At 59.3% G+C, this 21928-nt stretch carries 19 protein-coding genes, 1 tRNA gene and 1 pseudogene; 12 read left to right on the top strand and 9 right to left on the bottom strand.

Going from position 1 to position 21928, the window contains the following annotated elements; translation table 11 throughout:
* Nucleotides 1–9: 9 nt before the first annotated feature.
* From AUC43_RS01830 to AUC43_RS01800, 7 genes and pseudogenes are all read right to left on the bottom strand, one after another.
* Nucleotides 10–1044: pseudogene (locus AUC43_RS01830) on the bottom strand (quinone-dependent dihydroorotate dehydrogenase).
* Between the two features lie 6 nt (nucleotides 1045–1050).
* Complete coding sequence (locus AUC43_RS01825) at nucleotides 1051–2586, bottom strand: YifB family Mg chelatase-like AAA ATPase (RefSeq protein ID WP_068189070.1); 1536 nt, start codon at nucleotides 2584–2586, stop codon at nucleotides 1051–1053.
* A 78-nt stretch (nucleotides 2587–2664) separates the two neighbouring features.
* On the bottom strand, nucleotides 2665–3237 hold the full coding sequence (lpcA, locus tag AUC43_RS01820; RefSeq protein WP_068198080.1) for a D-sedoheptulose 7-phosphate isomerase: 573 nt from the start codon (nucleotides 3235–3237) through the stop codon (nucleotides 2665–2667).
* A 64-nt stretch (nucleotides 3238–3301) separates the two neighbouring features.
* Nucleotides 3302–3853, bottom strand: coding sequence for a hypothetical protein (locus AUC43_RS01815; protein ID WP_157780880.1), 552 nt, complete (start codon nucleotides 3851–3853; stop codon nucleotides 3302–3304).
* A gap of 111 nt (nucleotides 3854–3964) precedes the next feature.
* Nucleotides 3965–5809 carry an ABC transporter ATP-binding protein gene (locus AUC43_RS01810; RefSeq protein ID WP_068189063.1) on the bottom strand — a complete coding sequence of 615 codons (1845 nt, stop codon included), beginning with the start codon at nucleotides 5807–5809 and terminating at the stop codon, nucleotides 3965–3967.
* A 58-nt stretch (nucleotides 5810–5867) separates the two neighbouring features.
* A complete protein-coding gene (locus AUC43_RS01805; RefSeq protein WP_068189056.1) occupies nucleotides 5868–6239 on the bottom strand; it encodes a four helix bundle protein in 372 nt (123 codons plus the stop codon).
* Nucleotides 6240–6281: 42 nt separating this feature from the next.
* Entirely contained in the window at nucleotides 6282–8261 is a 1980-nt protein-coding gene (locus AUC43_RS01800) for a hypothetical protein (protein WP_157780879.1), read from the bottom strand.
* 271 nt (nucleotides 8262–8532) lie between these two features.
* On the opposite strand from AUC43_RS01800, the gene upp reads away from it, so the two are divergent.
* Entirely contained in the window at nucleotides 8533–9252 is a 720-nt protein-coding gene (gene upp, locus AUC43_RS01795; RefSeq protein ID WP_082684847.1) for a uracil phosphoribosyltransferase, read from the top strand.
* 278 nt (nucleotides 9253–9530) lie between these two features.
* The gene (locus tag AUC43_RS01790) at nucleotides 9531–9953 is read left to right on the top strand and encodes a hypothetical protein (RefSeq protein ID WP_233254080.1); all 423 of its coding nucleotides are present in this window, start codon (nucleotides 9531–9533) and stop codon (nucleotides 9951–9953) included.
* A gap of 135 nt (nucleotides 9954–10088) precedes the next feature.
* On the opposite strand, the gene AUC43_RS01785 is transcribed toward AUC43_RS01790, so the two are convergent.
* A complete protein-coding gene (locus AUC43_RS01785) occupies nucleotides 10089–11501 on the bottom strand; it encodes a DEAD/DEAH box helicase (protein WP_068189051.1) in 1413 nt (470 codons plus the stop codon).
* Between the two features lie 256 nt (nucleotides 11502–11757).
* On the opposite strand from AUC43_RS01785, the gene AUC43_RS01780 reads away from it, so the two are divergent.
* From AUC43_RS01780 to AUC43_RS01770, 3 genes are all read left to right on the top strand, one after another.
* Nucleotides 11758–11831 (top strand) — tRNA-His (locus AUC43_RS01780).
* 151 nt (nucleotides 11832–11982) lie between these two features.
* On the top strand, nucleotides 11983–12927 hold the full coding sequence (locus AUC43_RS01775; RefSeq protein ID WP_068189049.1) for a PfkB family carbohydrate kinase: 945 nt from the start codon (nucleotides 11983–11985) through the stop codon (nucleotides 12925–12927).
* A gap of 83 nt (nucleotides 12928–13010) precedes the next feature.
* Nucleotides 13011–13307 carry a hypothetical protein gene (locus AUC43_RS01770; protein WP_068189047.1) on the top strand — a complete coding sequence of 99 codons (297 nt, stop codon included), beginning with the start codon at nucleotides 13011–13013 and terminating at the stop codon, nucleotides 13305–13307.
* 70 nt (nucleotides 13308–13377) lie between these two features.
* Here the strand turns inward: AUC43_RS01770 and AUC43_RS01765 are convergent, their stop codons facing one another.
* Entirely contained in the window at nucleotides 13378–15111 is a 1734-nt protein-coding gene (locus AUC43_RS01765) for a M61 family metallopeptidase (protein ID WP_068189045.1), read from the bottom strand.
* 129 nt (nucleotides 15112–15240) lie between these two features.
* On the opposite strand from AUC43_RS01765, the gene rpmH reads away from it, so the two are divergent.
* The 7 genes from rpmH to AUC43_RS01730 all read left to right on the top strand — a co-directional run bounded on the left by rpmH (nucleotide 15241) and on the right by AUC43_RS01730 (nucleotide 21810).
* A complete protein-coding gene (gene rpmH, locus AUC43_RS01760) occupies nucleotides 15241–15399 on the top strand; it encodes a 50S ribosomal protein L34 (protein ID WP_046246180.1) in 159 nt (52 codons plus the stop codon).
* 43 nt (nucleotides 15400–15442) lie between these two features.
* Complete coding sequence (locus AUC43_RS01755) at nucleotides 15443–15931, top strand: ribonuclease P protein component (protein WP_082684846.1); 489 nt, start codon at nucleotides 15443–15445, stop codon at nucleotides 15929–15931.
* A gap of 27 nt (nucleotides 15932–15958) precedes the next feature.
* Entirely contained in the window at nucleotides 15959–17653 is a 1695-nt protein-coding gene (locus AUC43_RS01750; protein WP_068189043.1) for a S41 family peptidase, read from the top strand.
* Nucleotides 17654–17713: 60 nt separating this feature from the next.
* Nucleotides 17714–18412, top strand: coding sequence for a tRNA (adenosine(37)-N6)-threonylcarbamoyltransferase complex dimerization subunit type 1 TsaB (gene tsaB / locus AUC43_RS01745; RefSeq protein ID WP_068189041.1), 699 nt, complete (start codon nucleotides 17714–17716; stop codon nucleotides 18410–18412).
* Between the two features lie 59 nt (nucleotides 18413–18471).
* Nucleotides 18472–18999 (top strand): DUF2480 family protein, encoded by a 528-nt coding sequence (locus AUC43_RS01740; RefSeq protein WP_068189039.1) that lies wholly within the window; start codon nucleotides 18472–18474, stop codon nucleotides 18997–18999.
* A gap of 146 nt (nucleotides 19000–19145) precedes the next feature.
* The gene (locus AUC43_RS01735) at nucleotides 19146–20474 is read left to right on the top strand and encodes an APC family permease (protein ID WP_068189038.1); all 1329 of its coding nucleotides are present in this window, start codon (nucleotides 19146–19148) and stop codon (nucleotides 20472–20474) included.
* Nucleotides 20475–20592: 118 nt separating this feature from the next.
* Nucleotides 20593–21810 (top strand): hypothetical protein, encoded by a 1218-nt coding sequence (locus AUC43_RS01730; RefSeq protein ID WP_157780878.1) that lies wholly within the window; start codon nucleotides 20593–20595, stop codon nucleotides 21808–21810.
* Nucleotides 21811–21928 lie beyond the last annotated feature (118 nt).

Here is a 21928-nt window from a genome sequence, read left to right as displayed (position 1 = left end):
AAATGCGCCTCAGCCCTTGACCAGCGCCTTATTAATCCGGCTCACCAGCGCCGGCCCTTCGTAAATAAACCCGGTATAAAGCCGAATCAGGGAAGCACCAGCTGCTAGCTTTTCCAGCTCATCAGCGGCCGAGTGAATGCCGCCCGCGCCGATAATGGGCAGTGCCCCATCCGTGCGGCGGTGCAAATAGCGGATAACCTCGGTGGCCCGGGCCCGCAACGGCCGGCCGCTGAAGCCACCCGCACCCAAGGCCGCCACCTGGGCAGCATTGGTACTAAGGTTATCGCGGCTAATGGTGGTATTGGTGGCTACCAGGCCGCTCAACCCGGTTTCCTGGGCTATTTCGAGGATGTCGTCGAGCTGCGAATCGGTGAGATCGGGCGCAATTTTGAGCAGCAGCGGCCGGGGCGTGGGGCGGGCCAGGTTGCGGGCCTGTACCTACTGGAGCAGCTCAATGAGCGGCTTTTTCTCCTGCAACTGCCGCAGGTTGGGCGTGTTGGGCGACGACACGTTGACCACAAAGTAATCGACCACCTCGGCCAGGGCCTCAAAGCCGGCCACGTAGTCGGCGGCGGCTTGCTCGTTCGGCGTGTCCTTGTTCTTGCCAATGTTGCCGCCGATGAGGAGCTGCCGGTTCCGGCGCCGGGCCAGCCGGGCCGCCACCACTTCCGCGCCGTCGTTGTTGAAGCCCATCCGGTTCACCAGCGCTTCGTCCTGCGGCAGCCGGAACAGGCGCGGCAGCGGGTTGCCGGGCTGCGGCCGGGGCGTCACCGTGCCAATCTCCACAAAGCCAAAGCCCAGTGTGGCCAGCTCGTCCGTCAGCGCGGCGTTCTTATCAAAACCCGCCGCCAGGCCCACCGGATTGGGGAATTTCAGCCCAAATACTTCCCGCGCCAGGCTGGGATGCTGGTAGTCGTACAGAGCCCGCAGCAAGGCCTTGGCGCCCGGCACGCGCGCCGCCCGACGCAGGTTGTCGAAAACCAAGTGGTGGGCGCGCTCTGCGTCGAGGGAGAAAAGGGCAGGTTTTACAAGCGCCTTGTACATGGGAAGTTAGCCGGCCCAGCCCTCGCGGTCGAGGCTGCGGTATTGAATGGCTTCGGCCAGGTGCTGAATCTGGATTTCTTCGGTGCCGGCCAGGTCGGCAATGGTGCGGGCTACTTTCAAAATACGGTCGTAGGCGCGGGCCGAGAGGCCGAGGCGCTCCATGGCCGTTTTCAGCAGCATGCGTCCCGCTTCGCTGATTTGGCACACGTCCTTCACCATCTGCGGCGGCATCATGGCGTTGGAGTGGATGTCGGCGTAGTCCTTAAAACGCGTTTCCTGCACCTGGCGGGCCTTGTCTACCCGGGGCTGGATGTCGGCGCTGGTTTCGGCCTTGCGCGTCGCCGTCATCTGGTCAAAGGTCACGGGCGTCACTTCCACGTGTAGGTCGATGCGGTCGAGCAGCGGGCCCGATACCTTGTTCAGGTACTTCTGCACCACGCCGGGGCCGCACACGCACTCTTTCTCCGGATGGTTGTAATACCCGCACGGACAGGGATTCATGCTGGCAATGAGCATGAAGTTGGCCGGAAATTCGATGCTGACTTTGGCCCGCGAAATCGTGACGCGGCGCTCTTCCAGTGGCTGGCGCATCACCTCGAGCACCGTGCGCTTGAATTCCGGCAGCTCGTCCAGAAACAGCACGCCGTTGTGCGAGAGTGAGATTTCGCCCGGCTGCGGGTTGCTGCCGCCGCCCACCAGCGCCACGTCCGAAATGGTGTGGTGCGGCGCCCGGAAGGGCCGCGTGCTCAGCAGCCCGCCCCCGGCCAGCTTGCCTGCTACGGAGTGAATCTTGGTGGTTTCCAGGGCCTCCTGCATGCTCAGCGGCGGCAGGATGCTGGGCAGGCGCTTGGCCAGCATGGTCTTGCCCGCGCCGGGTGGCCCGATCATAATCACGTTGTGGCCGCCGGCCGCGGCTATTTCCAGCGCCCGCTTGATGTTTTCCTGGCCCTGCACATCGGCAAAGTCAGCGGAGTATTTGTTGACCGAATGCTGGAATAAGTCACGAGTATCAATCGTGGTGGGCGTGATGTCCAGCCGCCCTTCAAAAAAGTCGATGGCATCCTGCATGCTCCCAACGGCTATCACGTCCAGGTTGTTGACGATGGCCGCTTCCTCGGCATTCTCCTTGGGCAGGATGATGCCCTTAAAGCCTTCTTTGCGGGCCTGAATGGCGATGGGCAGCACGCCCTTTATCGGGCGCAGCTCCCCATCAAGCGACATTTCGCCCATGATGATGTACTCGCTCAGTCGCTCCGAATTGAGCTGTTGCGATGCGTGCAGAATGCCCAGGGCAATGGGCAAATCGTACGCCGCGCCTTCCTTGCGGATGTCGGCCGGGGCCATGTTCACCACCACCTTGGTACGTGGCATACGGTAGCCCCGGAATTTCAAGGCCGCCTCAATGCGCTGCTGGCTTTCCTTGATGGCGTTGTCCGGCAGGCCCACCACGTTGAACCCCGTTCCGGCCGAAACCACCACTTCAATGATAATGGTGTAGGCATTGACGCCCTGCACGGCCGAGCCGAAGGTTTTAGTGAGCATAACGGTGGCTCCAACGGGTGGTTGGAGAGTATCAAAACGGATGGTAGAGAAAGAAAGCGGCGCAATTTAAAGCCGGCGCTACAGCGTCAGCTTTTCAATCAGCATAATCAGGATGTGAATGGCCTTGATGTGGATTTCCTGAATCCTATCGGCATAGCCCGCGTGCGGCGCCCGGATTTCCACGTCGCTGATGCCGGCCAGCTGGCCGCCGTCTTTGCCGGTAAGCGACACGACCAGCATGCCGGCTTCTTTGGCCGCTTCGGCGGCGCGCAGCACGTTGGGCGAATTGCCGCTGGTGCTGATGGCCAGCAGCACATCGCCGGGCCGGCCCAGCGCCTGCACAAAGCGGCTGAAGACGAATTCGAACCCGTAGTCATTGGCTACGCAGGTCATGTGCGAGGCCTCGGTGAGGGCAATGGCGGCCAGGGCGCGGCGGTCTTGGCGGTAGCGGCCGCTGAGCTCTTCGGCAAAGTGCTGGGCATCGCAGAGGCTGCCGCCGTTGCCGCAGGTCAGGATTTTGCCGCCGTTGCGCAGGCTGTGGGCCATGAGCTCGGCCGCTTCGGCAATGCGGGCCAGGTTGGCTGGGTTAGTGAGGAAACGGTCGAGCACGTCGCGCGCTTCGGCCAGTTCGGCTTGGATAAGGTCGGTCAGGAGGGAAGGAGTATCAGACACGTGAAGCGGAAGCGCGGGTATCGAGCGTTAGAGCAACCGCTTTCTAAGATAACGGGGGCCGCTCGGCGGGTGGAGTGTTGGTTAGGCTGGGGTCGCTTTGTGGGAAAATGGGCTGGGGCAAGTGGTCAGCCGTGCGATTTTCGGTCAGGCTCACGGTGCCGGCTGCCTGGCTCTGCGTAGGGTGGGCAGGCGTAGGCTGCACGGGCGAAGTCTGTACCGGAACCGGCTGCACTGGAACCGGCTCGGTATAAACTCGGCCGTCGGTAGTGCGGCTTACGGGAGCTACTACCGGCGCCGTGGCGCGCTGTTGCTGGTCGTACAGCTTGGCTTTGAGCTCGTTGATTTTGCCTTCGTATTGGCTCACCGAACGGCGCAGGATGGCACTGTCGAGGTTTTCGGTGACTAAGTGCAGGGCCAGCAAAATGGCGCCTATCACGAACAGGGTGTAGTAAAACTGCCGTTCCTGCTCCAGAGCCGACAGGCCCGAGCCCATGCCCATGACGGAAGTGCGCACCGCCGGGACGAAAATGAACAACAGCGCCAGCAACAAATAAATCATTACTGCAACGGTGACAATACGTTTTAGAGCGAGCATGGCGGAAAAGATTGGTTGAGACCGAAAGATAGGTACACCAAGTTCCTGCGTGGTGTCGCCGTTGTGTACGCATTAATGGCGCACTTCGCTGTGCCGGGGCATTTGGGGCGCTTATACCAGCGCGGCATTGGTCTGCATGGAGCTCAGGCGCTGGTACACGCCGCCCTCGCGCCGCACCAGCTCGTCGTGGGTGCCGCGCTCCACGATGCGGCCGTGCTGCAGCACGATAATTTCATCGGCGTGCTGTACCGTGCTCAGGCGGTGGGCAATGACCAGCGACGTCCGGTTTTGCATCAGGCGCTGCAGGGCTTCCTGCACCAGCTTTTCGCTCTCGGTGTCGAGGGCCGAGGTGGCTTCGTCGAGAATGAGGATGGGCGGGTTGCGCAAGATGGCGCGCGCAATGCTGAGCCGCTGCCGCTGCCCGCCCGAGAGGCGCGAGCCCCGGTCGCCAATCACGGTCTGGTAGCCCTCGGGGCTGGCCAGGATGAACTCGTGGGCATTGGCGATTTTGGCGGCTTCGATGACTTCGGCCTCGCTGGCTTCGGTGTTGAAGCGGATGTTGTTGAGGATGCTGTCGTTAAACAGAATGCTTTCCTGGGTCACGATGCCCATCTGGTCGCGCACCGAGTGCAGGGTGCAGGCACGCAGGTCGTGGCCGTCAATCAGAATCTGGCCGCCGCTGGGGTCGTAGAAGCGCGGCAGCAGGTCGGCCAGCGTGCTTTTGCCGCCCCCGCTCGAGCCCACCAGCGCCACAGTGCTGCCTTTGCGAATCTTCAGATTTACATCGTAGAGCACCGGGGTGTCGCCGTAGCTGAACTGCAGGTTCTGGAACTCAATTTCGCGCTCAAACGGCGGAAGGGTGGTGGCACCCGGCCGGTCGCGTATGGCCGGCTCCGTGTCGATGATGCTCAGGACCCGCTCGCCGGCCACCAGCCCGCGCTGGATGTTGCCAAACGACGACGACAGTGCCTTGGCTGGCGTGAGCACTTGCGAAAACAGCACGATGTAGGTGATAAACGAAGCCCCTTCCAGGTCTGACTGCCCGCCCAATATCAGCGAGCCGCCGAAATACAGCAGCCCGGCCACCACCAGTACCCCCGCAAACTCCGAAAAGGGTGAGGCCAGGTCGCGGATGTTGTCGATGCGCCGCGAGGTGCTCGCGTATTGGTCGTTCTGCGCTTCAAACTTGCCCGTTATGTATTCCTCCGCATTAAAAGCTTTCACCACGCGAATGCCGCCCAGGGTCTCGTCAATCACGGAGAGCATGGAGCCCAGCGTCTTCTGGCTTGTTTTGGCCTGCTGGCGCAGGCGCTTGGCCAGGCCCGCGATGATGCCACCCGAAATGGGCAACAGCAACAGCGTGAACAGCGTGAGTTTGAGTGACATGTAAAACAGCACCGCGAAGTAGGCCACAATGGTAAGCGGCTCGCGGATAACGGCCGTGAGCGTGTTCACTACCGAAATTTCCACCTCCTGTACGTCGTTGGTGAAGCGCGACATCAGGTCGCCCTTGCGCTCGTTGGCAAAGTAGCCCAACTCCAGCCGCATGATGCGGTGGTACAGCGCGCGGCGCAAGTTGCGGATAACGCGCGAACGCACCCGGGCCACCAGCCGCAAGCTCAGGTACCGGAACACGTTGCTGAAAAACACCGACACCACCAGCACAAGGCACACAAAGAGCAGTGCCCCCAGCTTGCCGTGCTCGGCAATCACCTGGGCAAAGTAGTAGTTGAAAGTATTGGTGATGTAGTCGAGCGTGAGCGCAAAATCCGGCAGGTGGGTCGGCGCCTGCACCTGCACCTTGCCGGTCTTGTCAAACAGCACATTCAGCAGCGGAATGATGAGCGCGAAGTTGCCAATGCTGAAAAAGATGCCCAGAACCGTATATAGCAGGTATAGCGGCAGGAAGTCTGCGTAAGGCCGGGCGTAGCTAAGGATGCGTAAATAAGTCTTCATCTTATCAATTAACAATTATCATTTAACAGTTATCAGCTTTTACAGGACTGACAATGTGCTAAATGGCATTGCGAAGCTTGCGGGTTGACCGAAGGATGGAGAAAAGCATTCTGCCCAGCTCATCGGCGTCGGCGAACATGCTTTCAAACATCTTAGGCGTAATAAAATCGGTGTCGTGCAGTAGGTTCAGCCAGTATTTGGTTTCCAGGCACTCTTTGTAGGCGATGGATATTTTGGCGGAGAAGTCGGCGTCTGAAATGGCTCCATTTGCCTCCGTTACGTTTGCCCCAATGCTCGTTCCGCAGCGCAGCAATTGCTTCGAGAGAACGAATTTTCGCTTCTCGGACGATAGGAACTGGTAAGCCTTCACCACCCGCACCGCAAAGGCATAGGACTTGTCATAAAGCACATTGTCCTTGCCACCTAGCATTCAGAACGACTGATAAATGTTAAATGATAATTGTTAAATGACTTAAAATTCGTGGAGCCGCTGGGCAATGTTCCAGCGCAGGGCCAGCGAGGCGTATACTTCGTTGCCGTTGAGGGCGAGGGTGCGGGTGTAGGTCTGGTTGCGCGCAATCAGCTTGGCGTCGAGGAATAGGTTCAGGCGGGGCTGGTACGTGGCCGTGAAATCGGCATGCAGCAGGCGGCTCTTGTTGCCTTGGGCTACTTTATTGCCGTATTCGCTTACCCGGGTGTTGTACGACTTAAGTACGTTGCCACCAAAGTTGAAGCCGTTGAGGTCTGCGTTGTTGACGTCGAGGCCCTGCTCCGAATAGAAGGCCTTGCCCACCAGCATCAGGCGGGGCAGGGGCTGGTAGCTGAGCACCCCCAGTATCTCGGCCAGGTTGGCGCCCATGGGGTGGGCCAGGGGCTGCTGGTAATGCTGGTAGTTGGTGTAGCTGTCTTCGTGCTGGTAGGTGTAGGGCCGGATGTAGTTGACTTCCACCTGCAGGTCGAGGTTGCGCAGGCCGGCCACGTCGATGTACTTGGCGCCCAGCTGCACGGCTTGCTTGTTGCCCCACCAGCCGTTGCCGGCGCGCACCTCGCTTATCTTAAACTCATCGAGTACCACCTGACCGTAGAGCTGGGCGGTGTGGAGCACGTTCCACTTGAAATCCAGCCCAAGAATGGCGTTATCGGCCGAGCCCACGTTCTGCTCCACTGCGCGGTAGAAAATCACCGGGTTCAGGTACTGCAGCTCGAAGCCGCCGCGCTGGTTCACCACGCGCCCGTTCACGATAGTGCTGTCGATGCCGCGGCCGCCCAGCACCGTGCTCTCAAACACGCCAATGTTGAAATTGGGCGTCACATCGAAGCTGAGGTGGTGCAGCGCCAGGTACTTCTTGGGGTACACCTGGTCCTGGTTTTTGCGCTCGGCCGTGAGCTCGGCAAACAGGTTCTGGTAGTTGAACTTCCAGACCCGAGTATTAATCTTCAGGAAGAAGTACGGCGCGCTGTAATCAGAGATAATCAGCGAGCGGTAGCCGTTGCCGATGAAGTTGCGGTCGTGGGCCAGCTGCACGTTGATGTGCTTGCTGGCCGCGTAGGTAATGCCCCCACGGGCCGTGAAAAAGTCGTATTGGTCGGTCTGGTTTTTAAAGTTCTTTTTAAAACCTTCGTGCGGCACAATGTCGTCGCGCAGAATCCGGTCCTGCACATAGCCGGGCACGGCCTGCTGGTTGTCAGTTAGAAAGGTGTAGAAGCCCAGCTTCTGGTCAATGGTGCCTTCCAGTTGCACGCCCCGCGTGTTCACGTACCGCAGCCCACTTAGTTCCGTATCCTTGCCAGCTTGCAGCAGCAGCACGGGGTTCACGCGCAGCGTAAAGTCGGGCGACTCGACGTGGTATAAGTCGGTTTGATTGCGGTAGAAGTAGTTCAGGAAAGGGCTGGCGCTCTGGTTCACGTCGGCGCCCTGCTCGGAGTTAGCCCAATTGTCTTTCAGCAGGTATTGGGCATTGAACCGGTCGGCGCGGGAAAGGCTGCCGGTGCGGTAGGCTTGGGCACTGTCGGCCGAGAGCATGCGCTCGGCCAGGCGGGCCACGCCGGCGCGGGTATAAGGCCGTGAGCTGGTGTGCGGGTCATGCAGCGAATCGGAGCCAAACTTGATGGCGTATCGGTCAATCAGGCGGTACGTGTCGGGGTCGAGTGGCACGTAGTTGGCGCCCTGTGTTGGTGCGGTGTTATTGCCCGAAAAGCTCTTTTGCCGCGGCGTGGCCGTACGTACTGGCTTATCGCGCAGCGGCCGCTCCCGAGCTGCTTTGCTCCGAGTGGGCGGCACACTATCAAGCGGTTGGTCGAAAATTAACCACGGCGATTTTTCGGCCTTCGCGGGAGTAGCGGGTGCCGATGGGTTGGTGGGCGCTGTGGGAGGTGTCGTGGGCACAGTCTGGGCGGCCAGGGAGCCCGTCAGCAGCGCCAGCACGGAAGAAAGAAGCAGAGCTTTATGCATAAATACCGATAGTTCTCATAAAAAGCGAAACGGCACGACCCAACGAAAGTCAAGAGCGGCAATTTCTTAACAAACCTACGCAGCAAGCCGTTGGTACGGATAAGCTGAGCCTCTGTGGGCCATCGCCAGGAGGACGCCCTGGACCACCCTGAACCGGTGCTGAAGCAGGCCTGATACCGGGTATTTCTTGCCTGCCGCCGGTTTTTGTGCCAACTTCGGGGCCACAGCAAGGTTTATATTCCTGGCTCCACCTCCTTTCCCTTTTTGCAGCATGGCCAAAACCCCACTTTCTACCGCACCAGCCGACGCAGCCGTGCCCGTCGCTGCCGACACGGTCGACGCCCTGGCCCATGTGCACGTTGTGTGTGCCGAGCCCAGCATCGCCAACCATTTCCTGGCCGAGCTGCGCGACAAAGAGGTGCAAAAAGACAGCCTCCGTTTCCGCCGCAACCTCCAGCGCCTGGGCGAAATCATTGCCTACCGCATCAGCGCCCACCTCAGCTACACCGAGCAAACCATTCAGACGCCCCTGGCCGAAACCCGCGGCAAGCTGCTGCACGACTTTCCCATTCTGGCCACCGTGCTGCGCGCTGGCCTGCCCTTTCACCAGGGCTTCCTCAACTATTTCGACCAGTCGCCCAGCGCCTTCGTGGCGGCCTACCGCATCGAGGGCACGGCCCAGGTGCAGGTACAGGTCGATTATCTGTCGGCGCCCAGCCTCGACGAGCGGGTGCTTATTCTGGCCGACCCCATGCTGGCCACCGGCAAAAGCCTCGTGCAAACCTATCGGGCTATGCTGCGCTTCGGCACGCCGCGGCAGGTGCACATCGCCGCCGTCATTGCCTCGCCCGAGGGCCTAGCGTACGTGGCCCGCGAGATTCCCGAAGCCAGCCTGTGGGTAGCCGCCATCGACGAGCGCCTGAACGAGCACGCCTACATCGTGCCCGGCCTCGGCGACGCGGGCGACCTCTCCTACGGCAGCAAGCTCTAGCCCACGCCACCGCTTGGCGAGTAGCTCAACGCGTCCAGCCCAAGCGCCGGGCTGGTAAAGGTGAAGATTTCAGGCCGGCCAGAGAGCTGGGTTTGGGCTGTGCGCTACCGTTTAGGCTGGGCAAAACAGCATAATAAGCGGCCTGCAAGCGGCGTTTATGGAACCAGCCCTCTTTAAACTTGGTATCTTTGCGAAGCGTCCACCCCGCTTTGCTTTTTACTCATCACCGCCTGCTTTTTCTCCTCGTTTTGCTCCATCCCGCCGTTAAATGCGCGTCTGTGTTCTTGTTGAGCACGGTCAAGTTTTTGGGCGGCCCACTGGCCGGCACTTCCATGGGGCTGCACTTCTGGCCCACGATGGGCCTCACCGTGGCCGGCATGATGACCAGCGTCTTTATTTTCTCAGGCATCGGCCGCGTCTGGATGCAGCACCGGCAGAAGCAGCGACGCTTGCGCCGCGAGCCCATCTTTACGAAACGCTCGCGCAACATTATCAAGGTGTTTCGCAAGTTTGGGATGGGGGGCATCGCCTTCCTTACCCCGCTGCTGCTCACTCCCATTGGCGGCACCGTCATCGCCACGCTGCTGGGCGTGCCGCGGGCCCGCATCTTGCTCCACATGCTGTGGAGCGCGGTGTTCTGGGGTTGTGCCCTCACGTTTATTAGCGTGCACTTCGGGCACATGTTGCACCATCATCACTAGTACTGTAGCAGTAAAGCCCGTCATGCTGAGCTTGCCGAAGCATCTCTACCGCAGCACTAACTCTGATTAGCTGCGCAGTAGAGATGCTTCGGCAAGCTCAGCATGACGGGCTTTAAGCCTATTTCTGTTAACGGCTTACCGCCGCTTGCGCGCCTTGATGGCTTTCACGCCCGGGGCCGAGCCGCCTTTCTTGCCCACGTTGGCCTTAGAGCCTTTGGTGCTCTTTTTCTTGCCTTCCTGAAACGGCTTGCCGGTGCGCTTGTCGATGGTCACGCCGGGCTTAATCCACTCTTTCTTCTCGTGGAAAGCTCCTTGGAACGTGGGGTCCAGCTTCTTGCGGCGCTCGTCGAGCTCACGGCCCATCTTCTGCTGCTCCTCAAACGGCGTCTCCTCGATGGTCACTTCTTCGGGCAGCGGCAGTACCTCAATTTGTTGGTTGATAAGGGTCTCAATCTCGCCGATGTGCACCATCTCCGCCTCGTTGGCGAAGGTGATGGCCGCCCCAATGTGCTGGGCCCGGCCGGTGCGGCCGATGCGGTGCACGTAGTCGTCGTGCACAATGGGCACGTCGAAGTTGATAACGTGCGTCACCTGCGGCACGTCGATGCCGCGCGCAGCCACGTCGGTGGCCACCATGTAGCGCACTTCGCCGGCCCGGAAGGCATCCATGCTGTTCATGCGGGCGTTCTGGCCTTTGTTGCCGTGAATCACGCGCACCTCGCCGGCAGGGGCTTTGCGCTCCAGAAAGTGCGCCACCTGGTCAGCGTGCTCCTTGGTGCGGGTGAAGAGCAGCACCCGCGTCATGGTTTCGGCGTCGCGGTGCAGCAGGAAATTGAGCAGGTTGATTTTCGTGAGCAGGTTGGGCGCCTGATACAGCGTCTGGGTGACCGTAGAGGCGGTTTTAGCCGGCGGGCTCACTTCCACCCGCACCGGAAACTCCAGGAATTCTTCGCTCAGCAAGGTCACGCGCTCTGGCATGGTGGCCGAAAACAATACGTTCTGCCGCTTGCGCGGAATAATCTCCAGAATGCGCCGAATCTGGGGCATGAAGCCCATGTCCATCATCTTGTCGGCCTCGTCCATCACGAAGGTTTTCAGCTCGCGCAGCACCAGGTCGCCCCGCAGGTAGATTTCCATCAGCCGGCCCGGCGTGGCGATGAGCACATCGACGCCTTGGGCAATGGTTTCAATCTGGGTTTTCGGCCCTAAACCGCCGTAAATGGCGAAAATGCGCAGGTCGGTATGCACGGCCAGCGCTTTCAAATGCGTTTCAATCTGGATGGCCAACTCGCGCGTGGGAGCCAGCACGAGGGCTCGGGGATTGGTGCCCTGGGCGTATTTGGCCTTCATGAGCAGGGGCAAGCCGAAAGCGGCGGTTTTGCCAGTGCCGGTTTGGGCGATGCCCAGCACGTCGTGCCCGGCCAGCAGCAGCGGGATGGTCTGTTGCTGCACCGGCGTAGGCTCCGTAAAGCCCGCTTCGGCTACCGCTGAAAGAAGTTGTTTGTTGAGCTTGAAATCGTTGAACGATGGGGTGGTATTGGGTTCCATTCTGCAAAGGTCGGCTTTTTGAAGCGGAGAGCCTTTGCCCCGACAGAACCCGATACAAAAAGACCGTCATGCTGAGCGCAGCCGAAGCATCTCACGGGCTGTCACTAAATCAATCGTTCAATGATGTGGGCGAGATGCTTCGGCTGCGCTCAGCATGACGGTCTCTATCAACTGAGCCATCAAATCATCCTCCCTCAGAACTTTTTTTGCCCAATCCCGCTTCCTTTTCTATCTTTGCACCACCAAAACCAACACGGTAGATATAGCTCAGCTGGTTAGAGCGTCGGATTGTGATTCCGAAGGTCGTGGGTTCGAGCCCCATTATTTACCCATTAATTAAGTCCCCGGAGATTTCCGGGGACTTTTTTTTTAATTGCCGAACGTTGTAGTGTGGATTGCCGCGCGGTGGTTGGTTTCGGCCCATTGCTCAGCCCTTCAATCAGCACCTATTTAACTCGACAACACCCTAAACATTAAGTACATGAGTCTACTCGTCATCGGCAGCGTTGCATTCGACGCCATCGAAACGCCCTTCGGCAAAACCGACAAAATCATCGGTGGTGCTGCCACGTTTATCGGCCTCTCAGCTTCTTATTCGGTAAAGCCCGTGAAATTGGTGGCCGTAGTGGGCGAAGACTTTCCGCAGTCTGACATCTTGCTGCTCGAAGAGCACGGCGTGGACGTGGAAGGCCTGCAGGTGAAGCAGGGCGAGAAGTCGTTTTTCTGGTCGGGCAAGTACTCGCGGGACCTCAACTCGCGCGAAACCCTGGTGACGGAGCTCAACGTGCTGGCCGATTTCGACCCCATCATTCCCGATAGCTACCAGGACTGCAAGTACCTGATGCTGGGCAACCTGGCCCCGCAGGTGCAGCGCCTGGTCATCCAGCGCCTCGTCAACCGGCCCAAGCTAATTGTGATGGACACCATGAACTTCTGGATGGACATTGCCCTGGAAGAGCTCATCGCCACCATCGAAATGGTGGACGTGCTCAGCATCAACGACGAAGAAGCCCGCCAGCTCAGCGGCGAGTACTCGCTGGTGAAGGCTGCCAAGAAAATCATGGCCATGGGGCCGAAGTTTCTCATCATCAAGAAAGGCGAGCACGGCGCCCTGCTCTTCCACAAAAACAAGGTGTTCTACGCGCCCGCATTGCCGCTGGAAGAAGTATTCGACCCGACCGGCGCCGGCGACACGTTCGCGGGCGGTTTCATTGGCCACTTGGCCGCGACCGACGACATCAGCTTCGAAAACATGAAGCGCGCCGTCATTCACGGCTCGGCCATGGCTTCGTTCTGCGTCGAGAAATTCGGCACCGAGCGCCTGCTCAACCTCACCGCCGAGGAAGTGGAAGCCCGCGAGGCACTGTTTGCCGAGCTGGTGAAAGTGGTGCCCGCTGCTGCTTTGGCCAACGTGCCCGCAGTTTAAGCAGGCGAAACGTCTTAAAAGCACAACTCTTTCGAGACGGTGTAGGTAAAAGGAATATCCACTCCACTTTTGCTTTTCACACCATGCCTACTAAGAAAACTCCCGGCCAGACTGACGAAAAGCCTTCGGTGGTGCCCTTCGAAAACGAGCATCACAAAAAGACGGCAACCCCCAAAGTGAAATCGGCGACCAACCAAAACGTCAACCAAAATCACTTGACGGAACAGGGTAACGAAACCAAAGGCAACACGCCCGGCGGCAACTTCAACGAAGTGCGCCATACCCAGGCCAATAAGCCCCGCAGCAACCCCCAAGGCAATGCGCCCATGTCGATAGACAGCACCAACGCCAAAAAAGGGCCCGGCCGCAAAGCCGATTAACTTTAGAAAACCGAATTAAAAAAGCCCCGCCAATTCACTTGGCGGGGCTTTTTTGCTTTATGGGACGTCGCTAAAAATCCCAGCCCAACCAATGGGCAAAGCTTTCCTGCTGCGTTGGGCTGGCCGTTTCCAGCTTGTCCACCGCGTAGCGCTGCCCAAAGCTGACGCCCGGCACCGCCGCCAGCTGCACCGTGAGCAAGCGGTTTTGGCGGAACACCGCGACTTCGTAGCTCGGGGCGCCGTTGTTGAGCAAGGACTGCAGGTTCATGTCGACGCGACGACCGTTGACGGCCACAATTTCGTCGTCCACCGTTAGGGCTGCGGCCGCGGGCGAATTGGGCCAAATCGCCGTCACCTCGGTCCGTTCGTTTTTCACCACCGTGCGGAAGCCGAACGTGCCTTCCGAGGCCGAGCCGTTTTCGGCCATCAGCAGCCGGCAGCCCACCGTGTGCAGCAGCTTGTCCAAGGGCTCGGTAAGCGGCGCGGTGCCGTAGATAAACTTGTCGAAATACACGTGCATGTCGCGCCCGGCCACCTCGTTTACAATCCGGATGTAGTCGGCCTCGGTGTAGCCAATGCCAGTTTTGCCAAATTCCTCGTACAGCCGCCGCATCACGTCGTCGAGGCTGCGGGCGTGGCCGGAAAGCTGCCGCAGCGTCAGGTCCAGAATCAGCGCCGCCAGCGCGCCCTTGTGGTACACCGACACCTTGCGGTCGGGCACGCCCGACTTGTAGCCGTCGAGCCAGAGGTCCATGGAGGCGTCGGCCAGCGAAAGGTTTTCGCCGCCGGCGTCGTCGTAGTGCTTGCGCAGCACCGTGTTCAGCTCCTCAAAATATTGAGCTGGCGTGCGCACGTGGCTGCGGGCCAGCAGGTATTCGCCGTAGTAGGTCGTGATGCCTTCGGCAATGAAGCACGTGCGGAAGTAGTTCTCGCGGCTGTAGTCGTAGGGCTGCATCTCGGCCGGCCGGATGCTCTTGATGTTCCAGGTGTGGAACAGTTCGTGGCAGCTCACGCCCAGCAATTCCTTGTACAGGCCCTCGCTCATAATCAGCTCGGCCGGGCCCAGCGTAATCACCGTCGAGTTGTTGTGCTCCACACCGTGGTAGTGCTTGTAGGGCAAAAACTGGTTCAGGAAGTGATAATCGGCCACCGGGAAGCCGCCGAATAGCCGCAACTGCTCTTCCGAAAAAGCCTTGAAATCGGCCAGCAGCTGCGGCCAGTTCAGCTCGGCCTCGCCCTGCACCCACACGTGGAAGGGCAGCCCACCGGCCTCGTACTGCCGGTGCGTCAGCGTGGGGCTGGCAATGAGCGGCGAGTCGGCCAGTTGGTCAAAATCCTGCGCCGTTAGCACATTTGGGGCGGTTTGCGGGAGGCCGCAGGCTATTTGCCAGCCTTCGGGAATGGCCAGGGTCAGGTCGCAGGCTTCCTGCTGGCGGTCCTCCACGTACATGAAGGCCTGCACGGGGTTCAGGTACAGCTGCGACTCGTCGAGCCAGGAGCCGCCGGCGTCCATCTGGTGGGCGTAGAAGTTGTAGCGCACTTGCACCGTGCGGCCGGCCACGTTGGCTATTTCCCAGCGGTCTTTGGTGAGCTTGCCGTAGGGCAGGGGCTGGCCGCTGGCCGCATCAAACACCTCTACTTTGTGAATCTTCTGGGCAAAGTTCTGCAGCTCGTAGCGGCCCGGGCGCCAGGCAGGCAGCTGCAGCTCCAGCGGCGCAGTGGCCTCGGCCGCCACGTCCAGCGTCAGCTCAATTTGGAGGTAAAACGTAAGAGGGTTCTCGAAGGAAACGCGGTATTGAATCATCGTCGAAAGGGGGTAAAAGTGGCTAAAGCTACTGCGAGCACGCCTATTGCCGGTAAAAGTGTCTGAGGACCTTGCCTTTTCCAGAGAAAGCCCGTACCTTTGCCGGCCCAACTCGAAACTAGACTTACCATGAAACGTACCTATCAGCCTTCGAAGCGCAAGCGTGTTAACAAGCACGGCTTCCGTCTCCGCATGGAAACCGCCAACGGCCGTAACGTGCTGGCCCGCCGTCGCGCCAAAGGCCGCAAGCGCCTCACCGTATCCGACGAAGGCAAGCACAAGCGCTAGCAGTAGGCTATTAGCTGAAAGCTGTTAGCTAATAGCTCACTTTATGCAAGAACCACAATCGCCGGGCTTGCCCTCTCCTCCGGAGAAGGAGCCGGGGGCTGGGGTTACCGGAGCAGCGCCTACCCGGCGCTATACCTTCCCGAAAGAGGAACACCTGTGTCGCAAGAAGCTCATCGAAGAGCTTTTTAGCAAGCAGGGTTCCTCTTTCGGCGTTTACCCCCTGCGCATTGTTTGGGTGGCTAGCCCGGCGCCCACGGCCGCGCCGCCGCAGGTACTCATCAGTGTGAGCAAGCGCACCTTCAAGCGGGCCGTCGACCGCAACCGCCTCAAGCGGCTCATTCGGGAGGCGTATCGGCTCAATAAATATCGGTTGGTGGAGCAACCCGGCGGGCATCAAGTCGCTCTTCTAGGTATTATCTTCACGGGTAAGGAAAAAAGCCCTCTATCGTTGGTGGAAAAAAAATTAATTTCCGCAATCCATCGTTTATCAGGCACAACGGTGGGAGCATTCGCTCCGCCGCCCGCCCCGTAGATTCGCCTACTTGCTACCTGTATTTTTATGACTATCCGTAAAAAACTACTCGCTACCCTGGCCGTCGGTACGTTGGGCCTCGTGTCGTTCCGGGCTGCTTCCGACAACGAGCGGTACTTCGAGATTGCCAAAAACCTGGACATCTTCGTCACCTTATTTAAGGAGGTGAATACCTATTATGTGGACGAGATAACGCCCGCTAAACTGGTGAAAACGGGCATCGACGGCATGCTGCGCTCGCTCGACCCGTATACGAACTACATTCCGGAGGACGATATTGAGGACTTCCGCACCATGACCACCGGCCAGTACGGCGGCATTGGGGCGTCGGTGGTGAAGCGCAACGGCAAGACCGTGGTGCAAGCCGCCTACGAAGGCTACCCGGCCCAGAAAGCCGGCCTGCTCCCCGGCGACGAAATCCTCGACATCAACGGCGTGGTGGTCGACAAGAAGAGCAACTCCGATATTAGCAAGCTCCTCAAGGGCCAGGCCAATTCGGTGGTGAAGCTGATGGTGACGCGCTACGGGCAGGAAAAGCCGGTGGCAATCGACATCACCCGCGATAAAATTCAAGTGGACAACGTGCCCTACATCGGCATGATAACCGGCGATGTGGGCTACTTCCAGCTCGGGGGCTTTACGGTAGATGCCGGCCGGGAAGTGCGCGCCGCCGTCACCAAGCTCAAAGAGCAGGGCGCGAAGAAAATCGTGTTCGACATCCGCGACAACCCCGGCGGTTTGCTCAACGAAGCGGTGAACATTTCCAATCTCTTCATCGACAAAGGCCTGGACGTGGTGAGCACCAAGGGCAAGGTGACGGAGTGGAACAAAACCTACAAAGCCCTCGACCAGCCCCTCGATACCCAGATTCCGCTGGCCATCATCACCTCCAATCGCTCGGCTTCGGCTTCCGAAATCGTGTCGGGCGTGTTGCAGGACTACGACCGCGCCGTGCTGGTAGGCGAGCGCACCTTCGGCAAAGGCTTAGTGCAAGCCACCCGCCCGCTGAGCTACAACTCGCAACTGAAGGTGACCACGGCCAAATACTATATTCCCAGCGGCCGCTGCATTCAGGAAATTGACTACGCCCACCGCGCCGACGACGGCTCGCTCGGTAAGTTCCCCGATTCCTTGCGCACCGCTTTCAAGACCACCGCGGGCCGTACCGTGTACGACGGCGGTGGCGTAGCTCCGGACATTGAAGTGCAGGACCGCGAAATCGCGGACATCACGCGCACCTTGCTCCAGAAAAGCTACCTCTTCGACTACGCCACGCGTTTCCGCGCCGAGCATACTACGATTCCGCCGGCCCGTGCTTTCCATTTGTCCGATACCGATTACCAGAAGTTCGTGACCTACTTGCAGAGCAAGAACCTCAGCTACAGCACCGACGCCGAAAAAGCCCTCGCCGACCTTGGCAAGAAGGTAAAGGAAGAGAAGCACTACGACGACGTGAAAGCCGAACTCGAAGCCATTCGCAAGAAGGTGACCGTCAACAAAGCCAACGACCTGCAGCGCTTCAAGCCCGAAATCAAGGAGCTGCTGGAGCAGGAAATCGTATCGCGCTACTATTTCGAGAAAGGCCGCACCGAAGCCGGCTTCGACGATGACCCCAACATCATCGCCGCTGTGTCGGTGCTCAACGACCCCAACCGGTACGCGGCTTTGCTTAAGCCCACAGGTCAGGCCGCCAGCGCTAGAAAGTCGGCCGGAACGAAGTAATTTTGCTCAACCAAACAAAAAGCAGACTCTAGTAGGGTCTGCTTTTTTGTGTCAATCCAAATGCCGACGCTTCTCCTTTCGCTCGAAACTTCGTCCCCGGTTTGCTCCGTCGCCCTGCATCGCGTAGCCGATGCCACCCTCGTCGGCCAATCGGAACTGCGCCTTGATAAGTCGCACTCCACGCACCTCACCGTCTTAATTGAGCAGTTGCTCGCCAATACAGGCCACCAGTTGAGCGACCTCGCCGCCATCGCCGTGAGCGACGGTCCTGGTTCCTACACTGGCCTCCGCATTGGCGGCGCCGCGGCCAAGGGCTTATGCTTCGCGCTGGATATTCCTTTAATAGCCATCAGCACGCTGCGCGCGCTGGCAGTTCAAGTAGCCGTGGGCACCGCTTCACCGGAGAATTTTCTGTATTGCCCCATGCTGGATGCCCGGCGTATGGAGGTTTATGCCGCCCTTTACACCCGCGAAGGAGAGGAAGTGCTGGCGCCCACGCCACTTCTGCTGGAAGCCGGCACGCTGGCCGAACAATTGGCTACCCATTCCGTGTTATTCTTTGGTCACGGCGCTACGAAGTTTCAAGCGTTGCTGGGCGAGCATCCCCACGCTGGTTTTCTGACGGGTATTGAGCCATCGGCGGTATCCGTAGGGGCGTTGGCCGTGGCGGCGTACCACCGTCAGGAATTCCAGGACGTGGCTTATTACGAGCCGTTTTATTTAAAAGAAGTATATACCACTACGCCGAAAGGCAACTAGCAGCCCGTCATTGAAAGCCTGACGCCGCCTGCTTCGATAGGCACTAACTACCCACGAGCATGGAACCCCTCTTCGTCAACCGCGTCGCCAATAGCGGCCTCGTTACCCTGAATCTGGAAGAATTCATTCATCCCGGCGAGCGGGTGGTGTACGACATCAAGGAAAACCTATTCCACGGGCTCATTCTGCGCGAAAAGGATTTCCGCGAGTTCATCAAAACCAACGATTGGACACAATACGATGGCAAGAACGTAGCCATCATCTGCTCGGCCGATGCCATTGTGCCCACCTGGGCCTACATGCTGCTCGCCACCAAGCTGCAAAACCACGCCCACCGCTACGTGTTCGGCAATTTGGATGCCTTGGAGCAAGCCTTGTTCCAGGAAGCCATTGCGGCTATCGACGCGGAAGAATACCGCGATGCCAAGGTGGTAGTAAAAGGTTGCGGCAACGTGCCTGTACCCACTTACGCCTACGTTGCCATCATGCAAAAGCTGCTCCCGGTAGCCAGCAGCATCATGTATGGAGAGCCGTGCAGCACCGTGCCGCTCTACAAAAAGCCCAAGGTAAATAGCGAACTGGCTTGAGCTAAAACGGATAATTCCTAACGCTACGTGGCGCTATAAGTCCAGTTCTAGCAGCCGTTGCAGCAGCAATGCGAATACCACGCACAGGCTTACCGACCAGTAATCCCGGCAGATGCCCGCATCTTTGAGGAGTTAAGTTCCTCAGTATGCCTTCTTCGCTCAACGCTCCTTACAAAATCACCTTCCTCACCGGCGCGGCCATCGTCATCGCCAACATGGTGGGCACGGGAGTTTTTACTAGCCTGGGATTTCAGGTGATGGGCATCCAAAGCGGCTTCGCACTGCTGATGCTGTGGCTGGTGGGAGGTCTGATTGCGCTGTGCGGGGCCGTATGCTACGGCGAACTGGCCGCTGCCATGCCCCGTTCGGGCGGCGAATACCATTACTTGAGCCAGATTTATCACCCCGCACTGGGTTTCCTATCAGGTTGGGTCTCGGCCACCGTGGGCTTTGCGGCGCCCACAGCATTGGCCGCGTTGGCACTGGGCGAATACGCCAAGAGCTTGTTCCCCACGCTGCAGCCCACCTGGCTTTCAGTAGCCGTGGTGCTCTTCCTAACCGTTGTCCACGGCAGCAGCACCCGCATCGGTAGCCGAATGCAAGTAATTATCACCGCCCTGAAAGTAGTGGTACTAGTCGTTTTCATTGGCGCTGGCATGGTAGTAGGAGAGGGGCAGCCGCTAAGTTTCGTGCCTGATGCCGCGGGTTGGCAGGCAATGCTCAGCCCAACCTTTGCCGTTTCGTTGGTGTATGTGAGCTACGCCTATTCCGGTTGGAACGCCGCAGTGTACGTCACCGGCGAAATTGAAAATCCTAAACGCAACCTGTCGCGCATCCTGCTGGCCGGTACCGCCGTCGTACTCCTCCTATATGTTGGGCTAAACTATGTGTTCCTGCGCTCCACGCCGCTGGCTGGGTTGAGTGGTCAGGTTGAAGTCGGCTTTGTAGCGGCAACTTCGCTTTTTGGTCCTTTGGGTGGCCGGTTGATGGGCGGTGTCATCGCGGCTTTGCTCGTTTCCACCATCAGTTCCATGATTTTCGCCGGCCCCCGCATCGTCCAGACGATGGGGGAGGACATCCCGGCGTTGCGCTGGCTGGCGCCGCGCAGCCGTGCCGGCATCCCCGTGCGTGCACTCCTGCTCCAAACGGTCATCACCCTGGCTTTTGTGCTCAAGCCCAGCTTCAAGGAAGTACTGGTTTACGCGGGCTTTGTGCTCAATCTATTTACTTTCCTCACTGTGCTGGGTTTGTTCGTCCTCCGGTGGCGCCGGCCGGACTTGGAGCGTCCGTATCGTGCGTGGGGCTACCCCATCACCCCCCTCACCTTTCTGGGCTTGAGCGGCTGGACGCTGGCGTTTATTCTGCGAGACAAACCCACCGAATCCCTCTACGGCCTGGGCACTTTGGGCGTGGGGCTGCTGGTATATTTCCTGGCCATGCGCACCGCGCGTCCTGTTCCAGTGGTCCAAGGCTAAAGCCCTGCCGTAACTTGCGGACTCATCTGCCGGCTTCATCCCCTGATGCCGGTTGTATTTAATACGCTACTATATAATGTACTTCCGCACCGCTGCGCTTCGGTTCCTGCCGTCCGCTTTGCTTCTGCTCACCGCTTGCTCCGAGTCGAACACCAAAACCGAAATGGTTTCTAAAACCGCGCCTGCCGCCGAAGAAACCATGGCTTCTACGGCCGCTGCCATGGATTCCACCAAGCCCGCAACTCCACCAGCTGCTCCGCAGCCCAAACGCCTCACCGCCCCAGATACCGCATACGCCCAGGACGTCGCGTCCTTTCTCGGCGGCCAGCGCCCCAGCCAAAACAGCGACCTCGCCAAGCTCGCCGCGCAGCCGGCGTGGCAGGCCTTCGCCACCGACCAGGACAGAAGTTGGGCTAAATACCGCGCCACCCACACCACCAGCATGACCAAGTGGGCCAGCACCGAGCTGGACGAAGTGCACCGCAGCAGCCCCACCATCTTTTACCCCTTTAGCGGCCCCGATTTCCTGAACGTCTTCACGATGTTCCCCACCAGCCAAACCTACGTGCTGATGGGCCTCGAGCCCGTGGGCAGCGTGCCGGCCCGCACGTCGTTGGAAAGCCCCAAGCTGTTTCCCGCCGTCAAGGCCTCGCTCTGGTCAGTGCTCAACTTCAGCTTTTTCCGTACCAATGACATGGCCGTGGACCTGAAATCGGTAGAGCTCGATGGTGCCCTGCCGCTGATGATGCTCTTCGCCGCCCGCACCGGCAACCAAATCATTGCCATCCGTCCCGTGCAGCTCGATGCTAGCGGCCAACTTACCGACGCCCCCACCGATACCACCCAAGCTGCCCATCCGAAAGCCGTGCCCGGCGTCGAAATGAAGCTCCGCAGCCCCGACGGCCAGCCCAAGACCGTCTATTACTTCTCCACCGACCTCAGCAACCACGGCCTGCAAGTCAAGCCGGCTCCCATCCAGTTCGTGCGTTCGCTGGGTCCGCTGACCACCTACGTCAAGTCGGCCACGTATCTCATGCACAAGCTTTATTTCAGCGAGGTTCGCCGCCTGGTGCTGCGCCACAGCCGCTATATCCTGCAGGATGACTCCGGCATCGCCATGAAGTTCTTCCAAAAAGGTGCCTGGCAGTTCAATTACTACGGCACATACAAGCGCCCCATCAACCTTTTCGCCAAGCACTACCAGCCCGAGCTCACTGCCGCTTACACCGACACCCTCCACCGTCCCAAAGCCCTGCCCTTCGGCACCGGCTACAATTGGCGCCAAACCGACTCCAACCTTCTCCTGGCCCGCCGCCTCATCCCACTGGCCGACTAGATTCCCATAACAACTGCCTCCCAGGGCCGTGGTGGCAACACCATGGCCCTTTTTATTTCTAGCTGCTATGAAATTACCCTATCAGTTGCGCGCTTATCGATACTATATAATAGAAGTA

Source organism: Hymenobacter sedentarius (assembly GCF_001507645.1).
Classification (GTDB): Bacteria; Bacteroidota; Bacteroidia; order Cytophagales; family Hymenobacteraceae; genus Hymenobacter; species Hymenobacter sedentarius.
Note: the sequence above shows the minus strand (reverse complement) of the source record. Positions and strands in the feature narration are given on the sequence as shown.